We start from the raw sequence: 19,537 nt of genomic DNA, 5'->3' as shown, positions 1-19,537 counted from the left end.
GAAAAAAAACCTCAAATTTGCACTTCAATAATTAAACTCATGCCAACAATTTCTCACAAAGGCAGAAACATGCCCGAATCACCGATACGTAAACTTGCTCCTTTTGCAGATGCTGCAAAACAAAAAGGGAAAAAAGTGTATCATTTAAACATTGGTCAACCGGATATCAAGACACCCGAAGTGGCCATCGAGGCGGTAAAAAATATTGATTTAACTATTATAGAATACAGTCCGTCTGCCGGATATGAAAGTTATAGAAAAAAATTAGCTCAATTTTACCAGCGTCAAAACGTAAATGTTAACTCAGAAGACATCATTATTACTACTGGTGGCTCTGAAGCCTTGTTGTTTGCATTAGCCACAATTACAGATCCGGGAGATGAAATTATTATTCCGGAACCTTTTTATGCGAACTATCACGCATTTGCCTCGTCTACGAGCGCAACTGTAGTTCCTGTAATTTCGACAATCGAAAGTGCATTTGCTTTGCCAAGTATTGAGATGGTTGAAAAACTAATTACACCAAAAACCAAAGCCATATTGATTTGCAACCCTGGTAATCCAACGGGTTATTTATATTCAGAAGCCGAAATCAAACAACTGGCAGGTTTAATAAAAAAACACGATTTGTATTTAATTGCTGACGAAGTTTATCGTGAGTTTTTATATGATGGAGATGATGTTCATTATTCGGTAATGAATCTTGAAGATGTACAGCAAAACGTAATAATGGTTGATTCTGTTTCCAAACGCTACAGTATGTGTGGTGCAAGAATTGGTTGTCTGGTAACAAAAAATAAAGATGTTCTCGCAACTGTAATGAAGTTTGCACAGGCACGTTTAAGCCCGCCTACAATTGAACAAATTGCCTGCGAAGCTGCGATTGATACTCCGCAAAGCTATTTTGATGAAGTAATTTCAGAATACAAAGGCCGTCGAGACACACTAATTACCGAGTTGAATAAAATTGAAGGTGTTATTGTTACCAAGCCTAAAGGCGCTTTTTATTGTATTGCACAATTACCAATAGAAAATGCCGATGATTTTGCACAATGGCTTCTTGAAACCTATGACCTTAACGGAGAAACGGTAATGGTTGCTCCCGCTGCCGGATTTTATTCGACTCCGGGAATGGGATTGAATCAGGTAAGAATTGCCTATGTCCTGAACAAAAAAGATTTAATTACTGCTGTAAACATTTTAAAAGAAGCTCTTTTAGTTTACAACAAGAAATAATAACAAAATTCAAACATATCCAAAAGACAATAACGCCCTATGTTATTGTCTTTTGTATTTTATAAAAAACAGCATTTTAGTTTTAATTTAAATTATATCCAAAAAGGAACAATTAAATAGTAAAAACGATAGAAAAGGTTTCCTTTTTATTAATTATCTTTACCGCCTTAAAAAGATATACCCATATTAATAGTAGTTTTTAATGATAAATAACGAAGATTTTTTAGACGAAATAGGAGACAATCATTTTAGCAGCAACGCACAAAACCCTGTAAGACAGGATGCTTTTGACTTAAGTGATGAAGAAAAAATAGAAAAAATAAAAAAAGATGTTGAAAACATTCTACAAACTTTAGGAATGGATTTGACGGATGATAGCATAAAAGGTACTCCAAACCGAGTTGCAAAAATGTTTGTTAAGGAAATTTTTGGGGGTCTTAACCCTACAAAAAAGCCAAAAGCTTCAACTTTTGACAATAATTACAAATACGGCGAAATGCTGGTAGAGAAAAATATTACTGTTTATTCTACCTGCGAACATCATTTATTACCAATCATCGGGCGCGCACATGTTGCTTATATTTCAAGCGGAAGAGTTATTGGTTTATCAAAAATGAACCGAATTGTAGAATATTACGCAAAAAGACCTCAGGTTCAGGAGCGTCTAACCATGCAAATTGTTCAGGAATTACAAATCGCTTTAGGTACTGAAGATGTTGCCTGCGTTATCGACGCAAAACACCTTTGCGTAAATTCAAGAGGAATTAAAGATATCGAAAGCAGCACTGTAACATCTGAATTTGGTGGAAAATTCAAAGATCCTCAAACAAAAAGAGAATTTTTAGATTACATAAAATTAGACACGCAGTTCTAAAAAGTTTATTGTTTTTAGTTTATAGTTTGTTGTTATGGCGAAAATCGAGAAATTCGAAGATTTAGAAATTTGGAGATTGGCTAGAGCAATCTGTCAAAAAATCGAATTCCTAATCCAAAACACAAACTTAAAGACAAATTATTCTTTAAAAGATCAAATTGACAGAAGCTCAGGTTCTATTATGGACAATATTGCTGAAGGTTTTGAACGAAATGGCAATAGAGAATTTATTCAATTTCTGAGTATTGCAAAAGGTTCAGCTGGTGAAGTAAAATCACAATCTTACCGGGCTTTTGACAAAAAACTGATTACCGAAGAACAACATTTAGAATTAAACGAAATAGTTGAACTAGAAAAGAACAAAATCGGAGCGATGATGAACTATTTAAACAATTGTGAAATCAAAGGACTAAAATTCAAATAGCTTTTTTCGCCCCTAAACAATAAACAGCAAACCACAAACAACAAACAATAAAGTAAATATGCCTTTATACACAAGTCAACATCTAAAAATATACAATTCACTTTCAGGTGAAAAAGAAAATTTCAATCCTATTCATGAAGGAAATGTTGGAATGTATGTTTGCGGACCTACAGTTTATAGCAACGTACACTTAGGAAATGTGAGGACTTTCATGTCTTTTGATGTGATATTCAGGTATTTTCTGCATCTTGATTATAAAGTGCGTTATGTTCGAAATATTACGGATGTCGGACATATTGTAGATGATGTTGATGAAGGCGAAGATAAAATTGCCAAAAAAGCACGCTTAGAGCAACTGGAACCAATGGAGGTTGTTCAGCGTTATACCGTTGATTTTCATGAAATCCTGAAAGCTTTTAACTTTTTACCTCCAAGTATTGAGCCTACTGCTACAGGACATATTATTGAACAAATCGAAATCATCAAAAAAATTATCGCTACCGGAATTGGTTACGAAGCCAACGGATCTGTTTATTTTGATGTGGTAAAATATAATGAAACCAATAATTACGGGGTTTTAAGCGGTCGAAATATCGAAGATATGTTAACCAATACCCGCGATCTTGACGGACAATCTGACAAAAGAAATCCGCAGGATTTTGCACTTTGGAAAAAGGCCGAACCGGAACATATCATGAGATGGCCTTCGCCGTGGAGCGATGGTTTCCCGGGCTGGCATCTTGAATGTACAGCAATGAGTACTAAATATCTTGGGAATCATTTTGACATTCACGGAGGTGGAATGGATTTGAAATTCCCGCACCACGAATGCGAAATCGCTCAGAACGAAGCTTGCACTGGTCAGTCTCCTGTAAATTACTGGATGCACGCCAATATGCTGACTCTGAACGGAAAGAAAATGGCAAAATCGACTGGAAACAACATTTTACCGGGCGAAATTTTAAGCGGAGACAACAATATATTAAGCAAAGCTTTTTCAGCATCTGTAACTCGTTTTTTTATGTTACAGGCACATTACAGAAGTATCTTAGATTTTTCTGATGATGCCATTGTTGCTGCAGAAAAAGGATATAAAAGATTAATGGAGGCTGTTGATGCTCTTCCGGCCATTTCAGCAGGTGCAACAAGTTCTATAGATATTGCTTCCTGGAAGCAACTTTGTTACGATGCAATGAACGATGATTTTAATACACCTATTTTAATTGCACAATTGTTCGAGGCTGTTCGTTATATCAATTTATTAAAAGAAGGCAAAGAAACAATTTCTGCCGAAGATTTAACTTCATTTACAACTGCAGTTAACGCTTTTGTTTTTGATGTTTTAGGCTTGAGCGACGAGAAAGCTGCCGATGCTAATAATGATAAATTAGAAGGTGTTGTCAATATGCTTATCGCAATGAGAAATCAGGCCAGAGCAGATAAAAACTTTGCTCTTTCTGATCAGATTCGTGATCAGTTGATTGCTTTGGGCATTCAGCTGAAAGATGGAAAAGAAGGCACTAGCTTTTCAATATAATCAATTCATTTCCTAATAAATCATGAAAGTAATTACTCCCTTTGTTTTATTAGTTCGCTTTTATCAAACTGCCATCTCGCCTTTTACACCGGCAAGCTGCAGATTCGAACCTACCTGCTCAACCTATATGATTCAGGCATTGCAGACTCATGGCTTATTTTATGGCGGCTACCTTGGAATGAAACGAATTTTGAGTTGTCATCCCTGGGGAAGAACCGGCTACGATCCTGTTCCCGAGAAGAAATGCTCACATAAACATTAACTTTTTATAAAGAGGATCTCTACTTTTAATATTTATTTTTACAACACACAAAAAACAATTTAATATATGATACACTCCTTAAATATCATTTGGAATCCTTCAGAAGGAATCGACTTAGGATTTTTTATGATTCGTTACTACAGTTTAATGTTCGTAATTGCCTTTGGATTAGGATGGTACCTGATGAAAAAGATTTTCGAACGTGAAAATGAGTCAATTGACAAATTAGATTCTTTATTTGTCTGGACTGTTTTAGCGACTTTAATAGGTGCTCGCTTAGGACATGTATTATTTTATGACTGGGAATATTTTAGAAATCACTTGCTTGAAATCTTTTTACCGGTTAGATTCGAGCCAAAATTCGAATTTACAGGTTTTCAGGGACTAGCCAGTCACGGTGCCGCAATAGCGATTATTATTGCCATGTACTATTACAGCAAAAAAGTCTTAAAACGTCCTTTATTATGGATTTTAGACCGTGTGGTTATTCCAGTAGCAAGCGGCGCTATATTTGTTCGTTTAGGAAACTTTTTTAATTCTGAAATCATCGGAAAAGAAACTGATTCTGCATTTGGGATTCGCTTTTTACACGATCAATTCAGCAAATCCGAAGCTGTAAATGCAACTCAAATTGCAGACCCAAAAGCGGCTTATACAGCAATTGCAACAGATCCTAAATTTGCTGATTTATTAGCACAGGTTCCGGTAAAACACCCAACACAATTATATGAAGGTATTGCCTATATTTTTGTTTTTGCAATCCTGTATTTCTTATACTGGAAAACCAATGCAAGACTTAAATCAGGATTATTATTCGGATTATTTTTAGTTCTTTTATTTGTAGTACGTTTTATCGTAGAGTTTGTAAAAGAAAGCCAGGGCGGTTTTGAGAACGAATTAGGCGTTTTCTCAACAGGACAATGGCTAAGTATCCCTTTTATCATTATCGGGCTTTTCTTTATCATCAGAGCACAAAGAAATCCTTTAGCAGCATCTTAAAATTTAGAACTCAATAGATCATAAGCCCGATTTTTTATCGGGCTTTTTTTTAGCATGAAACGAACACATTTCAGCTTATTATTTCCAGTATCTGTGATAATCTTTATAGTATTTCAAGAAGCAGAAACTATCGTTTTCCAAACAACTTTCAGTCCCGCTGTCCACTATATCTTTTGCCCGCTAAAGAAGCAGGAAAAAGGATATCGTTTCCATCGGGGCTAAACCAGAACATTTTAATTTCAAAAGACATTTTAGCAAGACCGCATACAAACATTTTACACTCAAATTAATACAGAGAAACAAACACATAAAACAAACACTACAGCTTTTATCTGAACTTAAAAAAATACAATTCAACAGAGAACAAAGCACAAAAAAAAAGATCCGGCTTACGCCGGATCTTTTTTATATACACTAAGATTTTAATTAAATCTTATTATGCTTGTCTTCGATTGTATGTTTCTCATCACCTGAAATCGTATCTACCAATACTGGTGTCGCGATAAATAATGAAGAATAAGTTCCTACAACGATACCAATCAACATTGCGAAGATAAATCCTCTGATAGATTCTCCACCAAAGATAAACATCGTCAACAATACAATGATCATCATTAATGACGTATTCAACGTTCTTGATAAAGTAGTATTAATAGAAGCGTTTACAATATCTTCGAAACTACCTTTACGGTTTCCGATAATAAACTCCCTAACCCTGTCAAATACAATTACGGTATCATTCATAGAATAACCAATAACAGTAAGAATTGCAGCGATAAAGTGCTGATCCATTTCCATGTGGAATGGCATGAATTTATAACATAAAGAGTAAATTCCTAATACAAAGATAACGTCATGCGCTACAGCAGCAATCGCACCTAATGAATATTGCCATTTACGGAAAGAAACCATTAAGTATAAGAAAATAGCCGCCATTGCACCAAGAACTGCCCAGTAAGAGTTTGTCTTGATATCTTCAGAGATAGAAGCTCCAACTTTAGAAGCTTGCAATACACCGATTTTTTTACCATCAAATGAGTTGATGAATTTATCGTAAGAAGTGTTTGGGTAATACTTTTGTAATGAATTGTATAACTTTTGATTCACTTCTTCGTCGATAGCTACACCATCTTCTTTAATCTTATATTTTGTTGTGATTTTCAACTGATCGTCATCACCTAAAATTTTAGCTTCAACAGGAGTTCCAAAAGCAGCAGACAATTCATCTGCAACTACAGTAGCATCTACAGGTTTTTCAAATTTTACCTGAAATGTTCTTCCTCCAACAAAATCAACACCTTCATCTAATCCGTTAACAAAAAAGATAGAAGTTAAACTTACTACAACTACAATTGAAGAGAAGATGTAAGTGAATTTTTTGATTTTAATAAAGTCAAAGTGGAAATTAGTAAACCAGTTTTTAGTAATTTTTGTAGAGAAAGTCAAATCTCCTTTTCCAGCAATATTTCTGTCGATAAAAATTCTAGCAATAAAAATTGACGTAAACATCGAAGTTACGATACCAATAAGTAACGTTAATGCGAAACCTTTAATTGGTCCTGTTCCGAAAATAAACAAGATTGCTCCAGTTAAAACGTGCGTTACGTTTGCATCAATGATAGAACGCATTGCTCCGTGCCATCCGTAAGATTCAGCAACTGCTTCAGATAATGATTTACCTTCACGCAATTCTTCTTTTGCTCTTTCAAATATAATAATGTTCGCATCTACCGCAGTACCTAATGTAAGTACAATACCTGCAATACCTGGCAATGTAAGTACGAAACCAAAACTTGCCATAATTCCGAATAAGAAAAGTAAGTTTAATAATAACGCAAGGTTAGCATACCAACCTGCTTTACCATAATAGAATACCATCCATAAACAAACTAATAAAAATCCTAATACAGACGAAACTGTACCTGCATCAATTGCAGCCTGACCTAAAGATGGTCCTACAACAGTAGATTGTACGATATCTGCAGAAGCCGGCAATTTACCTGCGTTTAATACGTTAGCTAAATCCTTAGTTTCAGCTACATCAAATGAACCTGTAATTTCAGATCTTCCACCTGCAATTGGTCCACTAGTTACACCAGGAGCAGAATAAACAATATCATCTAAAACAATAGCAATATAACTTTTTTGAGAAAAAGCTCTACCTGTTAATTCTTCCCACACTTTAGCACCCTGACTGTTCATTTGCATAGAAACAGCTGGTTTTCCTAATTGGTCAAAAGTATCTTTTGCATCAGTAACAACACCACCGCTCATAGCAGGAACGTTATCTCTGTTTCCTTTTAATGCATATAATTCAACAGCTTCAATGCTTTTTCCTTTTGCATCATTTATCGTAGTTGGCTTACTCCATACAAATTTTGCATAGTGTTGGTCAGCTCCCAATAAAATTCTGATATCTGATCTTTTAAAATACGCGTTTACTACAGCAGTATCTTTTGGAGCGAAATAACCTAAAACCGGTCCACCACCCTGACCTAACATTTTGTCAAATAACGGGTTGTTTCCTTTTTTAGTATCAACTGAATCTTTTGCATCTGTTAATAAAGCATTCAATGAATCTTTAGCAACAGTTTTAGTTTCTGTTTTTTTGATTTCAGTCTTTTTTAGTGCTTCGTTAGTTGCTACCAAAAAGTTCCCTATTTCTTCTATTTTATAAGTTTCCCAAAACTCTAATTGAGCTTTACCACCTAATAATTTCTTGATTCTGTCTACATCCTTAGCACCTGGAAGCTCTACTAAGATTCTTCCTGTTTCACCTAATTTCTGGATGTTTGGTTGTGTTACACCAAATTTATCGATACGCTCTCTTAATACTTTAAAAGCACTTTCAACAGATTCGTCAACTTTTCTTTTAATTACTTTTTGAACTTGTGAATCAGACATTTGAAAATCGATTCCACCTTCTCCCTGCAAACTTCTGTTTGCAAAAATATCAGGTGAAGCTAATTTTACAGTTCCTTTTGAATTCGCTTCAAAAGCTTCAAAAAACTTATTTAAATAGGTTTTATTTCCTTCTAAATTTGCAGACGCGTCGGCTAATGACTTATTAAATACCGGATTTTTAGAATTGTTAGCTAAACCTTTCAAAACGTCTTTGATAGAAATCTGAAGAATCACGTTGATTCCTCCTTCTAAGTCAAGACCTTTGTTTAGTTGTTTGTTTTTTACTTCATTGTAAGTAAAATCCGAAAAACCAAGATTAAACACTTTTTCTTTACCAATAGAGTCTAAATATTTTAGCTCTTTATCAGGATTATCTCCTGCAAAAGCTTTAGCCTCACTTTTGACATTATTTGCCACAAAAGTGAACGAGAGTTGGTAAATACTTACCAATGCAAATAGAATTGCGAAAAATTTAATAAGTCCTTTATTCTGCATTATTACTAAAAATTAATTATGTTTTATAGTTTGTTTTTGTTTTAAAGTCCCATAAAATAAGCCCTGACGTGAGTTTTTAAAACTAAAAAATCAAGATCACGAATTACCACATTTTTTTTAAACCGAGCAAATATATAATTAACGAAAAGATTAACCAATTTATTTATTAATTAATCTTAAAAAAAAGACTGCAAAAGTGCAGTCTTTTCCCTTTTTTACGAAAATCGTTATACTAAAATCGATTTCAGAGCATCATTCATGCCTCTAACTGCATCTGCACTTTTTGCAAACAAAGCTTTTTCCTGGTCATTTAATTTGATGTCTAAAATTTCTTCAACTCCATTTTTTCCAATTATACACGGAACTCCTATACAGATATCATTTTGCCCGTATTCTCCTTCAACAAAAACAGAACAGGCAATCATTTTCTTCTGATCATTTAAAATACTATCTACAAGATAAGCAACAGAAGCTCCTGGCGCGTACCATGCTGATGTTCCTAAAAGACCTGTAAGAGTAGCTCCGCCAACCATTGTATCAGCAGCTACTTTTTGCAACACTTCTTCTGAAAGAAATTCAGTTACCGGAATTCCGTTATAAGAAGCCAAACGAGTCAAAGGAATCATAGTGGTATCACCGTGACCTCCAATAACCATTGCTGAGATATCATTTGCAGGCTTATCCAGAGCCAAAGAAAGATACGTTCTGAAACGTGAACTGTCTAACGCCCCACCCATTCCTATAATTCTGTTTTTTGGCACTCCTGTAGCTTTTAAAGCTAAATAAGTCATAGTATCCATTGGATTTGAAACTACAACTATTATGGTATTTGGAGAATGTTTCAGTACATTTTCGGCAACTGTTTTTACAATTCCTGCGTTTATACCTATTAATTCTTCACGGGTCATTCCTGGTTTTCTTGGAATTCCTGATGTAATAACTACTACATCACTTCCGGCAGTTTTAGAATAATCGTTGGTCACGCCAGACACTTTGGTATTAAAACCTGTATTTGTCGCACATTGCATAATATCCAATGCTTTCCCTTCGGCAAAACCTTCTTTAATATCCAACAACACTACTTCGCTTGCAATTCCTCTATAAGAAATAACATCTGCACATGTAGCTCCAACATTTCCTGCTCCTACAATGGTAACTTTCATATTTTATACTTTATCGGTTATTAATTAATTTATTTGATAAATGAACAATTCGTTTAATCGTTTAAGTAAATTTAAACAATTAAACGAATTGATGACTAAATTTTATTATGCATCGATATTAGCGTACACTGCATTTTTCTCGATAAACTCTCTACGTGGCGGAACTTCGTCTCCCATTAACATTGAAAAAACTCTATCCGCTTCGGCCAAACTATCAATAGTTACCTGACGTAAAGTTCTGAAGCTTGGATCCATTGTAGTTTCCCACAATTGCTCCGCATTCATCTCTCCAAGACCTTTATAACGCTGAATACCGGCACTTCCGCCCATTCTTTCGTTTGCCTGATCACGTTGAACGTCATTCCATGCGTATTCTTTTTTATTTCCTTTTTTAACTAAGTATAAAGGCGGCGCTGCGATATAAACGTGACCTTCTTCGATCAGTTCTTTCATGAAACGGAAGAAGAACGTTAATATCAAGGTAGAAATGTGACTACCATCGACATCGGCATCACACATGATGATTACTTTATGGTATCTTAGTTTTTCAAGATTTAAGGCTTTACTGTCTTCTGCAGTACCCACGGTAACTCCAAGTGCAGTAAAGATGTTACGAATCTCTTCGTTTTCGAAAACTTTATGATGCATCGCTTTCTCTACATTCAAAATCTTACCACGTAATGGTAAAATTGCCTGAAAGTTACGATCACGACCTTGTTTTGCCGTTCCACCAGCCGAGTCTCCCTCGACAAGGTAAACTTCGCATCTTGCAGGATCCTGTTCAGAACAATCTGAAAGTTTTCCCGGTAATCCACCGCCACCCATAACGGTTTTACGCTGTACCATTTCACGTGCTTTTTTAGCAGCGTGACGGGCTTGTGCAGCAAGAATTACTTTTTGGATAATGATACGGGCATCATTTGGATTTTCTTCCAGATAATTCTCCAACATTTCTCCAACTGCCTGAGAAACGGGAGAAACTACTTCTCTGTTTCCTAGCTTGGTTTTTGTCTGACCTTCGAATTGAGGCTCTTGTACTTTTACCGAAATAATAGCAGTTAATCCTTCACGGAAATCATCTCCCGAAATTTCGAATTTTAACTTGTCCAGCATTCCGGAAGCATCTGCATATTTCTTAAGGGTTCTTGTTAAACCACTTCTAAAACCTTGTAAATGTGTTCCTCCTTCGTGCGTATTGATATTGTTTACATAAGAAAAAATATTCTCTGTATAACTTGTATTATAAATAAGGGCAACCTCAACCGGAATTTCACCTTTTTCGTGATCCATGCTGATTACATGAGAAATAATTGGCTCACGGTTACCATCTAAATAACGAATGTATTCTTTAAGACCTTCATCAGAGTGAAAAACCTCAACTTTAAATTCGCCTTTATCATCTACTTCTCTTTTGTCTGTAAATGTGATTGTAATTCCTTTATTCAGGAAAGAAAGCTCACGCATACGAGCTGACAAAGTATCATAAGAAAACTCTGTGCTTTGGGTAAAGATTGTTTCGTCAGGATAAAAAGTTACAATAGTTCCTCTTTTAGTGGTTTCTCCGATTTGTTTAACCGGATAAAGCGCTTTACCTTTTTCATATTCCTGCTCATATACTTTTCCGTCGCTACTGTGAACAGTGGCACGCAAGTGATTTGACAAGGCATTTACTACTGAAACCCCAACACCGTGCAAACCTCCGGAAACTTTATACGAATCTTTATCAAATTTACCTCCGGCACCAATTTTAGTCATTACAACTTCTAATGCGGAAACTCCTTCTTTTTTATGAATATCTACCGGGATACCACGACCATTATCTTCTACGCTTACAGAACCATCTTCGTTTATTGCAACACCAATAGTATCACAATGCCCTCCCATAGCCTCATCAATAGAGTTATCTACAACTTCATAAACCAAATGATGCAGTCCTCGAACACCCACATCTCCAATATACATCGATGGACGCATTCTTACGTGCTCCATTCCTTCTAATGCCTGAATACTATCTGCTGAATAATTGTTCTTCTTGATTTCTTCGCTCATATAATTTATTCTAAAAAATGTAATTATTGTCTAACACGCAAATATATAAAAACGCAAATTATATATCCGTTAAAATACCATTTAAAGCACTTAAGTTATTAACACAATTGTCTTAAAAACCAAAAAAAAATTCTAAATTGAGAATAAATCCCAATTTTTTAAAATTCCCAATTCCAAAACAAAAAATAAACTCAATTTTTATCCCGAGTCTTCGGGACCAAATTCCAAACCTTAAGTTACATAAAACAAAATCCGAAGCAACATTTAATGTTATTTCGGATTTGGAATTTGGAATTTTCAAAATTGGAATTTTCCTTTTTTATTATTTCTTATTAAAATCACCAACATAAATCGAAGTCATTTTTTCTAAGCTTAAATACTTTCTCAAAACTGCATTCACATCTTCTACTTTTAAGGCTTTAACTTTAGCTTCAAGTTCATCATAATCTTCTAAAGGAATTCCGTATTGAAGATAGCTATTCGTTAAACTAATCAACATCATATCATTTCCTAATCTTGTTTTTCTTTCGTTAAGCCAGCTAACTAAATTTGATTTCACTTCTTCAGCCGTAAATCCGTCTTTTAATGCTTTTGCAATTTCTTCTTTTGTTGCTGCTTCAACTGCACCTTTTTTCGTTGGATTCAGAAATGCGTAATATTCCCAAAATGCAACTTCGCTTACAACCGGAATACTAATAAATGAACCTGCGCCGTAACTAATTCCTTCTTTTTCTCTTAATCTCATTGGAATTCTCGCGCTTAAAAAACCACCACTTCCAAGAATTTCATTCGCCATTACAAATGCAGGATAATCCGGGCTTTTCAAATTCATTTTAAAAGCAATTTTACCTGTTGCCACCGCATTTTCCTTGTCTGGAGTAATATAATCTTTGTCTATCTTTTTAGTCTCTGAATACGTTGGCAATGCAAAAACATATTTTGACTTAGAATTCCATTTGCCAAAAGTATTTTCAAGAATTTGTCCCGTTTCTTTTGCATCTAAATCTCCGACAACAGTTCCTACTCCGTTATTTCCTCCAAAGATATTGGTGTAAAAATCAACGATTTCAGATTGTTTTATTTTTTTGTAAGCATCAATTTGCTCCTGAACGGTCGAGGTATAAAAAATACTTCCTTTTGGATAGTTCGATGTTAATCTTGAAACTTCGATAAAAGCAATCGACTGAGGATCATTAAGATTAGATTCTAAATAAGTATTGTATTCATTGATTGTCTTAGTTAATTCATTTTCAGGAAAAGTAGCATTCACCAGCAAATCTCCCAAAATTTCCATTACGCCCTTAAAACTTTCTTTGTAAGTATTAATGTTGATTGACAAAGTTTGCCCTGAATAGTCAAAGTACAGACTTGATTTTAGTTGATCTAACTGATCACTAATTTGTTCTTTAGTTCTGGTTTTGGTACCTGTTTTCATTAATTGAGCAAGTATAGCTCCTACATCCTCTTTACCCTCTAAATCTTTTTCGTTACTTACCGGAAATTTAAAAGCAGCCTGAACTTTTCCGCCTTTTATTTCTTTTTTGATTAAGCCATATTTTGCTCCGTTACTAAGTTTTCCTTCTACAAAATTTTGTTTTAAATTTTTGATAGAAGCTTCGAATGCAGCAGCTTCTTTTTCTAAAGCTTTTCCTTTATAATCTTTTGTTACCGCCACTATTTGCTCATCTGTATATTCAACAGGCTTTAGTCTTTGCTCATCCTTAGACGGAATAAATATACCAACTGTTCTATTGTTGCTTCTAAAATATTTCTCAGCAACTCTTTGTATATCTTCTTTGGTTAGATTTTCGACAACATCTCTATATAAAAACCCTAATCTGTAATCTCCAGCTCCAACAATTTCCGTAAGATTTATGGCAAACGAAATGGTATTGTTTTTTATACCGTCAAGTTGTTTTATAATTTTTGCTTTTGCTCTGGCTACATCTTCATCAGTATATTTAGTCGTTGCAATTTTATCCAACTCTGTTCTTACTAATTCTTTAGTAGCTTTGATATCTTTATCATTAGGAACCGCTACGCCAAAATATACATAACTTGCGTCTCTGGTTGTTGGCTGCCAATAATAAACACTAGACACTTTTTGAGTCTCTATTAATGATTTATACAAATATCCGGATGGATCTGAAGTTAAAATCTCGCCCAAAGCATCAATTGCAGCATAATCCTTATCTACATAAGCTGCCGTATGATACACAGCTCCAATATTCTTGCTGTCTCCTGCCCTGTTAAGCTCTACAAATTTTTCACCATCTTGTGCAGGTTCAACGGTATACGTTTTATCCAAAACTCTTTTTGGTTTTGGAATAGCTCCAAAATATTGCCCAACATATTGTAATGCTTTTTGCTCATCAAACTTACCTGCAATTATTAATGTAGAATTGTCAGGCTGATAATACTTTTCGTAAAAAGCTCTAAGCGTAGTTGCTTTTACCCTTTCTATATCTTCTTTACTCCCAATAGTACTATTTCCGTAATTGTGCCACAAATAAGCTGTCGAAAGTATTCTTTCCTGTAATACACGATCCGGATTATTCTCTCCTATTTCAAATTCGTTTCTTACCACCGAAAACTCTTTAGATAAATCTGCCTGCAAAATAGTCGCGTTGATCATTCGATCTGCTTCCATTTCGATACTCCATTTTAGATTTTCATCATTAGAGGGAAAAATTTCGTAATAATTAGTACGATCCAGCCATGTTGTTCCGTTTGCATTTCCTCCTTTATCAGAAAGCATTTTTTTTATGTCTCCTAAATTTTTAGTACTCTTAAAAAGCATATGCTCTAATAAATGAGCCATTCCTTTTTCGCCATAACCTTCATTTCTGGAACCCACATTGTAAACAATATTTACGACCATATTGCTTTGAGAAGCATCCGGAATTAAAAGAACTTTCAATCCGTTATTCAACGAATATTCTTTTACACCTTCTACATTTTTAATGTATTTTGGAGCTTCTGTCTTTTTCTGCGCATAAACAGAAGAAAATGAAACAAGAGAACAGCATAACACGCTGCTTAATAGTAAGTTTCTCATAGATTCTAGTTAAAGTATTAGTTAATTTTTGGTAATCAAATATAGCTTTTTTCCTAAATACGATATTAACATTAACTTACTTTTAGTAATTTACGGTAAACCGTAAAACTAAAATTCAGGCATAAAAAAAATCCGAAATAAACACTTTAAATGCTCTTTCGGATTCTTTTTATTTCCTTCCAAAACTGAAATTTGAAATTTATTTTTTTTGGAGTTTTAAACCGCTACTCCGGCTTTAGCAATCTCAACATCTGCTTTTACGTGTGCTGCATTTGCTCTTCCGCTTGGGTCCTGATTTTCCTGCCATTTTGGAATCCATTTTCGAACGGTTTGCGCAGCGCTAACCTGTGGATAAAACTTATGAAAAACGGATCTGTAAAAATAAGCTTCTTTCGTTGTTGGCGAGTTGTACGGAAACTCTGCACTTGCTCCTGCCAATTGCTCATCAGTTACTTGTGAGGCGCAATAATCAATTAATCCATCAACCCAATTGTATCCTACACCATCAGAAAACTGTTCTTTTTGTCTCCATAAAATTTCAGTTGGCAAATAAGGATTTTCAGGCGTATCAAATGCTTTTCTTAAAACGTACTTCTCAATACCATCGTACGTTTTTGGCTGTTTTTCTTCTGTTTTAATTCGGATAGAAACGTCTAAAAAATCTTTGTCTAAAAACGGGATTCTGGCTTCTAATCCGTGTGCCATTGTTGTCTTGTCAGCACGTAATAAATCTGCGGTAAACAATTTCTGAACTCTTTCGATGGTTTCATCCTGAAATTCTTCTGCTGTTGGTGCATTTCTAAAATACAAATGACCTCCAAAAACCTCATCAGCACCTTCTCCGGAAAGAATCACCTTAATTCCCTGATCAGCTACTGCTTTTGACAGTAAATACATTGGCACTCCTGATCGTACCGAAATGATATCGTAAGTTTCGATATGATAAATGACTTTTTCTAAAATAGCAACACCTTCTTCTACTGTAAAATGTATCTCATGATGTTCTGTACCCAAAAATTCAGCTGCTTTTCTTGCCGCACTATTATCTGGAGAATCAGCATCTAAACCAATAGAAAACGAATGTAGTTTCTCTCCGTTTTCTTTCAGCAAACGTGCTGCAATTGCTGATGTCAACGAAGAATCTAAACCTCCTGAAAGCAAAACTCCAACCGGCACTTCGCTCATTAAACGTTTACGAGTAGCCTGTATCAATGATTCACGAACCAGATTAAGATCTAATGCCTGATTAGCATTTGAATGATCTTCGTATTCAGGATTGTAATATTTTACAAAACCTGTTTTTCCTGTGTAATAATGCCCGGGAGGAAAAGTTGAAAACGATTTACACTGATCTGCAATTGATTTCATTTCTGAAGAAAAATAGATTCTTCCTCGTTCATCTAATCCGTAATATAAGGGCTTAACACCCACTGCATCTCTGGCTGCAATATAATTATCGCCGTCGATAATTACAAAAGCAAAATCGCCATCAAGCATATTGCAAAACTTGTATCCAAATTCTTCATACAGATGCACAATCACTTCTGAATCTGATTTTGTTCTAAACGTATGATTTTTTAATACTGTATCTTTTAATTCCTGATAATTGTATATTTCACCATCATGAACCATCCAGGCTTTGTTGGTTCCCTGAATTGGCTGTTTACCTGATTTCAAATCAATAATCGACAGGCTTTCATGGCATATAATACTGCCATTTTCCATAATATGCAAATCACGTTCATCAGGACCACGATGCGACATTCTTTTAGAAAGCTCTTTTACGAGTTGCGGGTCTTTTCCTTTACCAATAACGGCCAATAATCCAGACATACTATTCTATTTTTATTTATTTCATTTTTTTTACTCACATCAAAACAAAGTGAGACAGGTATAAATCCTCTTATAATGATCTGATTTTTAGCCAAAATAACTGTAGTAATCTCATTGTTTCTGTAGTTGTACAGTTACAATACAGGCGATTTGTTTTTATTTCAGCCAATGTCAAATATAAAAAAGAAACTTAAACAATTGCTCAAAAAAAAAATTAAGTATCTGAAATAATATAATTTAACATTATTAGACAAGAAAAACGTCCTCAATACTGAGAACGTCTTTCGGAAAAATAATATATACTAATTCTAATAATTCCTATTTATGCTTTCGCATAAGCATCATCATGCACGCTGGCAACTGCTCTTCCTGAAGGATCGTTCATGTTTTTGAAGGCTTCGTCCCACTCTAAAGCGATTTTAGTACTACAAGCTACACTTGCTTCCTGAGGCACACATAAAGCTGCAGCGTCACTTGGAAAGTGTTCTGTAAAGATCGAACGGTAGTAATATTCTTCTTTAGAAGTTGGTGTCTGCAATGGGAACTTGAATCTTGCATTTGCCAATTGTTCATCTGAAACTTCTTTGGCTACCACTTCTTTCAAAGTATCAATCCAGCTGTATCCTACTCCATCAGAAAATTGCTCTTTTTGTCTCCATGCTACACTTTCCGGCAGCATATCTTCAAAAGCTTTGCGAACTACCCATTTTTCCATCGGGTGCTCTTTGTTGATCATTTTATCTTGTGGGTTGATGCGCATCGCAACATCCATAAATTCTTTATCTAAGAAAGGAACACGACCTTCGATTCCCCAAGCTGCTAAACTTTTGTTCGCACGCAAGCAATCATACATGTGCAGTTTGCCTAATTTACGAACGTTTTCTTCGTGAAATTCTCTAGCATTTGGCGCTTTATGGAAATATAAATACCCTCCAAACAACTCATCTGCACCTTCACCTGACAATACCATTTTAATCCCCATTGATTTAATAACTCTCGCCATTAACCACATTGGTGTTGAAGCTCTAACTGTAGTTACATCATAAGTCTCTAAGTTGTAAATTACATCACGAACTGCATCTAAACCTTCCTGAATTGTAAATTTAATTTCGTGGTGAATCGTTCCGATATGTTTTGCCACAATTTGAGCTGCCGCTAAATCAGGAGAACCGTCTAATCCTACTGAGAAAGAGTGCAATTGTGGGTACCAGGCATCTGTTGTATCATCTGACTCAATACGTTTTTGTGCAAATTTTTTGGCTACAGCCGAAGTAATAGACGAATCTAAACCTCCTGAAAGTAAAACTCCGTAAGGAACATCACTCATTAATTGTCTGTGAACCGCTGCTTCAAGTGCTTCTTTAATCGCGGGAATACTTGTTTCGTTGTCTTTTACAGCATCATAATCTGTCCAGTCTCTTTTGTACCATTGTACAAATTCACCGTCTTTGCTTGTCATATAATGTCCCGGAGGAAATAACTCAATTTTCGTGCAATATCCTTCTAAAGCTTTCAATTCAGAAGCTACATAAAAAGTTCCGTGTTGATCCCAACCAATGTATAATGGAATAATCCCCATATGATCACGAGCGATAAAATACTCATCTTTTTCTACATCATAAATCGCAAACCCAAAGATTCCGTTCATTTCATCTACAAAGTGAGGTCCTTTTTCTTTGTAAAGTGCCAAGATTACTTCACAGTCACTTTCTGTTTGAAAGTTATATTTCCCTTCAAATTGTTTACGCAATTCTCTGTGGTTGTAAATTTCACCATTTGCAGCCAAAACCAATTTTTTATCTTCTGTAAATAAAGGTTGTTTTCCTGAAGCTGGATCTACAATCGCCAAACGCTCGTGAGAAAGTATTGCTTTATCATTGCTGTAAATTCCGCTCCAGTCCGGTCCGCGGTGACGAATGATTTTAGACATTTCTAATACTTGAGGTCTTAAGGTTTCGGCTTTTTGTTTTAGATCAAAGGCACATACGATTCCACACATAACTATATATTTTTTATTATAAATTTTATTTTGACAAGGCAAAGATGCGGTATCGGTTACAATTGAAAAACACAAATCTTTATTTCAGTTATAATTTAAAACCATAAATCGATTTTTACATATAAAATGTAAAATTTTAACACTAAAAAAAGCCCTGAACTTGAAAATTTCAATTTTGAGATTAAACGGAGTACAGAACGCAAGGTTTTAAAGGAATAATTGAATTAAAACTCACAATATGATAAATTGATTAAAAGATTCACAAAGAGAAGAACAAAAGCGGTTTAGAAATTGTTGTTTTACTAGCAAGAAACAGCTTTTAAGTTTTTCATTTTGACGAATGAAAGATCGCACCAGGAACTCGACAAAAATTAATAATATGAATGTTTCTTTCGAAGCCCTTTGTCATCCTAAGGAATGAGGGATTGTGTAGACATTCTTTGTACAAACAAACCTTTGTCAAAGTTTAAAACTTTTACAAAGGTCATTTATTTATGTCGTCATATAAAAATCTTCTTTTAACTAAGGCATTGCTTTAAAAAAGTAGACTATTCCCGCTATTATCAATACTACGATTCCCATCCAATTTTTGAAAGATTGAAAATTAACCTGAAATTTATAAAGTTTGTCATTTTCAGTAACATCCTTATGCCAGAGTTTGTGTATTTTATAAAAAGCAAAAGCTGAAATAAAAAATGAAAAAC

12 protein-coding genes are annotated in these 19,537 nt (G+C 34.8%); 6 read left to right on the top strand and 6 right to left on the bottom strand.

Annotated features, from left to right (window positions below):
* Window positions 1-39 precede the first annotated feature (39 nt).
* From B0A67_RS15455 to lgt, 6 genes are all read left to right on the top strand, one after another.
* Entirely contained in the window at window positions 40-1,236 is a 1,197-nt protein-coding gene (locus B0A67_RS15455) for a pyridoxal phosphate-dependent aminotransferase (protein ID WP_072956463.1), read from the top strand.
* Window positions 1,237-1,438: 202 nt separating this feature from the next.
* Window positions 1,439-2,110: a GTP cyclohydrolase I FolE gene (folE, locus tag B0A67_RS15450; protein ID WP_072956467.1), complete on the top strand. Its 672-nt coding sequence runs from the start codon at window positions 1,439-1,441 to the stop codon at window positions 2,108-2,110.
* Window positions 2,111-2,144: 34 nt separating this feature from the next.
* Complete coding sequence (locus tag B0A67_RS15445) at window positions 2,145-2,534, top strand: four helix bundle protein (protein WP_072956470.1); 390 nt, start codon at window positions 2,145-2,147, stop codon at window positions 2,532-2,534.
* 58 nt (window positions 2,535-2,592) lie between these two features.
* Window positions 2,593-4,071, top strand: a complete 1,479-nt coding sequence (cysS, locus tag B0A67_RS15440; protein WP_072956473.1) for a cysteine--tRNA ligase — start codon at window positions 2,593-2,595, stop codon at window positions 4,069-4,071.
* A 22-nt stretch (window positions 4,072-4,093) separates the two neighbouring features.
* Complete coding sequence (gene yidD / locus B0A67_RS15435) at window positions 4,094-4,333, top strand: membrane protein insertion efficiency factor YidD (RefSeq protein WP_068843653.1); 240 nt, start codon at window positions 4,094-4,096, stop codon at window positions 4,331-4,333.
* 66 nt (window positions 4,334-4,399) lie between these two features.
* Window positions 4,400-5,332, top strand: coding sequence for a prolipoprotein diacylglyceryl transferase (lgt, locus tag B0A67_RS15430; protein ID WP_072956476.1), 933 nt, complete (start codon window positions 4,400-4,402; stop codon window positions 5,330-5,332).
* A gap of 426 nt (window positions 5,333-5,758) precedes the next feature.
* Here lgt and secDF read toward each other — a convergent pair whose 3' ends face one another.
* The 6 genes from secDF to asnB (B0A67_RS15395) all read right to left on the bottom strand — a co-directional run bounded on the left by secDF (window position 5,759) and on the right by asnB (B0A67_RS15395) (window position 18,833).
* Complete coding sequence (gene secDF / locus B0A67_RS15425; protein WP_072956479.1) at window positions 5,759-8,731, bottom strand: protein translocase subunit SecDF; 2,973 nt, start codon at window positions 8,729-8,731, stop codon at window positions 5,759-5,761.
* A 227-nt stretch (window positions 8,732-8,958) separates the two neighbouring features.
* Window positions 8,959-9,894, bottom strand: a complete 936-nt coding sequence (gene mdh / locus B0A67_RS15420; protein WP_072956482.1) for a malate dehydrogenase — start codon at window positions 9,892-9,894, stop codon at window positions 8,959-8,961.
* 105 nt (window positions 9,895-9,999) lie between these two features.
* The gene (gene gyrB / locus B0A67_RS15415) at window positions 10,000-11,943 is read right to left on the bottom strand and encodes a DNA topoisomerase (ATP-hydrolyzing) subunit B (RefSeq protein ID WP_072956484.1); all 1,944 of its coding nucleotides are present in this window, start codon (window positions 11,941-11,943) and stop codon (window positions 10,000-10,002) included.
* Between the two features lie 322 nt (window positions 11,944-12,265).
* Window positions 12,266-15,001 (bottom strand): M16 family metallopeptidase, encoded by a 2,736-nt coding sequence (locus tag B0A67_RS15405; protein ID WP_072956490.1) that lies wholly within the window; start codon window positions 14,999-15,001, stop codon window positions 12,266-12,268.
* Between the two features lie 216 nt (window positions 15,002-15,217).
* Window positions 15,218-16,834: an asparagine synthase B gene (gene asnB / locus B0A67_RS15400; RefSeq protein WP_072956493.1), complete on the bottom strand. Its 1,617-nt coding sequence runs from the start codon at window positions 16,832-16,834 to the stop codon at window positions 15,218-15,220.
* A gap of 322 nt (window positions 16,835-17,156) precedes the next feature.
* Entirely contained in the window at window positions 17,157-18,833 is a 1,677-nt protein-coding gene (gene asnB, locus B0A67_RS15395; RefSeq protein WP_072956496.1) for an asparagine synthase B, read from the bottom strand.
* Window positions 18,834-19,537: the final 704 nt, after the last annotated feature.

It is taken from the genome of Flavobacterium aquidurense (assembly GCF_002217195.1).
In the GTDB taxonomy this organism is placed as follows: domain Bacteria; phylum Bacteroidota; class Bacteroidia; order Flavobacteriales; family Flavobacteriaceae; genus Flavobacterium; species Flavobacterium frigidimaris.
Note: the sequence above shows the minus strand (reverse complement) of the source record. Positions and strands in the feature narration are given on the sequence as shown.